The organism is Reichenbachiella sp. (genome assembly GCF_039941815.1).
GTDB lineage: Bacteria > Bacteroidota > Bacteroidia > Cytophagales > Cyclobacteriaceae > Reichenbachiella.
Genome location: NZ_JBDVDW010000083.1, coordinates 1 through 2,147, shown reverse-complemented (window position 1 = coordinate 2,147; position 2,147 = coordinate 1). Strand labels below are relative to the sequence as shown.

General features: G+C 38.1%; 4 protein-coding genes. 3 read left to right on the top strand and 1 reads right to left on the bottom strand.

Translation table 11 applies throughout. The features are described 5' to 3' along the window. The 3 genes from ABJF11_RS20620 to ABJF11_RS20610 all read left to right on the top strand — a co-directional run. Positions 1-298 (top strand): hypothetical protein (locus ABJF11_RS20620; RefSeq protein WP_348122193.1); only part of this gene is annotated, 298 nt, incomplete at its 5' end. Between the two features lie 68 nt (positions 299-366). Next, positions 367-1,212: a hypothetical protein gene (locus ABJF11_RS20615; RefSeq protein ID WP_348122192.1), complete on the top strand. Its 846-nt coding sequence runs from the start codon at positions 367-369 to the stop codon at positions 1,210-1,212. A 58-nt stretch (positions 1,213-1,270) separates the two neighbouring features. After that, on the top strand, positions 1,271-1,813 hold the full coding sequence (locus tag ABJF11_RS20610) for a hypothetical protein (RefSeq protein ID WP_348122190.1): 543 nt from the start codon (positions 1,271-1,273) through the stop codon (positions 1,811-1,813). A 150-nt stretch (positions 1,814-1,963) separates the two neighbouring features. On the opposite strand, the gene ABJF11_RS20605 is transcribed toward ABJF11_RS20610, so the two are convergent. Further along, positions 1,964-2,147 (bottom strand): hypothetical protein (locus ABJF11_RS20605; RefSeq protein WP_348122188.1); only part of this gene is annotated, 184 nt, incomplete at its 5' end.

Genomic DNA, 2,147 nt, shown 5'->3' with positions numbered 1-2,147 from the left:
GTCATCCCCGCTAATGTCATTAGATTTTTTAGCTAACACCTTGTCTTTTGGCCCTTCTAGGACGAACTTTAGTAGAGATCAAGAACAATTACTTCCTCTATTTTTTGAAGCTGACGCATCAGAATATATGCCAAGAGAATTAATCGAGATAGCAAATAGAGTTCGTGAAAAAAATGAAGGTCAGCCTGAACATGTTATTCGAAGAAAGGTCAGGGATACATGTGATCGCATGAAGAGGCGATATGGAAAAGTAACAAAAAGTGCAGTAGACGCTGAACAAGGCGCTGCACACGGATAAATTACTCGCTGCGCTCGTAATTTACCGGTGAGCGCGGCGTTATGTGAAACTGTGAAAAAGGAGTTACTTTGAAAATTAGTTGGTGGAATGTAATTAGTACGACCTTAGCAGTTCTTGGTATTGCTTTAGCAATATTTTTTCACTTGGAGAATCAACAAGAGCGCGAGACTGCATTTTTATCTACAAAAGGCCTACTTATATACGCTTCTCATTCAGACTTGAAGTCATCTAACTATAAAATGACTCAGGTTACAGAGGACGGCGAAAAACCTCTTGTTGGAAATGTATATGTACAGGAGTTAGCCTTTTGGAATAAAGGCCGAATGGCTGTTGAAGGTGAAGATATTCTAGACCCTCTTGCATTTGAATTTCCTGAAGACTACGAAGTAATCGATGCCTTCATATCCGAAACCACGAGAGAGAAAATCGTTAACCCCACCATTAAGTTTGAAGGGAGACGTGTTGGATTTTCTTTTGATATTCTCGAAAAGGATGAGGGTTTCAAAATCCAAGTGGTGTTTAGCGGAGAGGAATATAAAAAGCCTGTAATTATCGGTGATATCAAGGGAGTTGATAAAATAGATAGTAAAGAGGAGCTTACCAACGAAAACATCTTGTACGGAATAGCAATTGTTCTTTTATATGCAGTTGGTTTTCTTGTAGCGGGTGTGGCGGTAGTTTTATTGATGCTTCTTTTTGATTTTGGGCTTAGGAAAGCTGCTCCAGAGAAAGAAAAAGTAATTAAGAAAAATTTGGAGAAAATAGGCGCGGGAGTAATGGTTGGACTATTCGGTGTTCTTATTCTCCTTCTGGCAATGATAAAGGTAATACAAGTGGCTGAGGAAGAAGCCAAAAATAGCGTTCCAGAAATGGAGCTGGTTTCACATAACAAGTCAATCAAGCCGACGCAGTAAACTGCGCGGCTTATTGAGGCGTTAGCATTCAAAAATTATTTCGGAGAAGTTTGTAATCATGGAAGTTAAGACAGAGCCAGCAGGTCGACTTTTTGACATTTTAAGTGAAGCAAAGAAAAAGCCACCTAATACAAAAGTTAGAAAGGTGTGGGCTGATATATTTGGTATCGAAGTGACAGATACAGGTACTATCCTCCGAATGCTAGCAGACCTAATACAGCTTACGTATAAAACTAAGTCTCAAATTCAAAAAATAGAAAACATTGATCATGAGATCTATCTAAAGCCTTTTATCAAAATTGAAGCAATGCTGTCTCAAATCAACCTAGATGCTAATTGGCAAAGCTGGCAACAACAAATTGATGAACCCACTATCTATGGACTTCAATTCTGTTCCGATAGACTAAATCGTGAGGCTAATTTTACTTCTCTAAAATCCTCAGAAATAGATCAAATTAAAAAAGATCTTGAAGGGATAACTAATAGTGTAAGTAACTCACATCTAGAAACATCTTTAAAAATTCTCTTAATTAGAAATTTAGAGAGTTTAAGGCAATCTTTAATTGCTTATTTAACTAGGCCATGCACCTCTAAAAGCTAGTAAATCCGTAGCTTTAGTCATTTTCTAAGATATTCCTGGTGATCTTTTCTATACTGAACTCATGTTTTCTCAAGGAAGAGGAAGTGAATGATGTCTATCTCAAGAAACCAGCAAGTGTGCTTATCTGATACCCCTTATTATCATTGTGTCTCAAGATGCGTTCGCCGTGCTTTTTTGTGTGGTGAAGATCCAATAAACGGAACTAGTTATGAGCATAGGCGGGGTTGGGTGGAGAACCGTCTGATATTCCTTGCCAGCGTCTTTTCTATTGATGTTTGTGCTTATGCTGTGATGAGTAATCATCTCCATATTGTGCTTCACATAGATGAAGATA

What these genes read in the sequence shown, in the direction of transcription:
- ABJF11_RS20610 (WP_348122190.1), top strand. Translation starts at nt 1,271, where the DNA reads ATGGAAGTTAAGACAGAGCCAGCAGGTCGACTTTTTGACATTTTAAGT.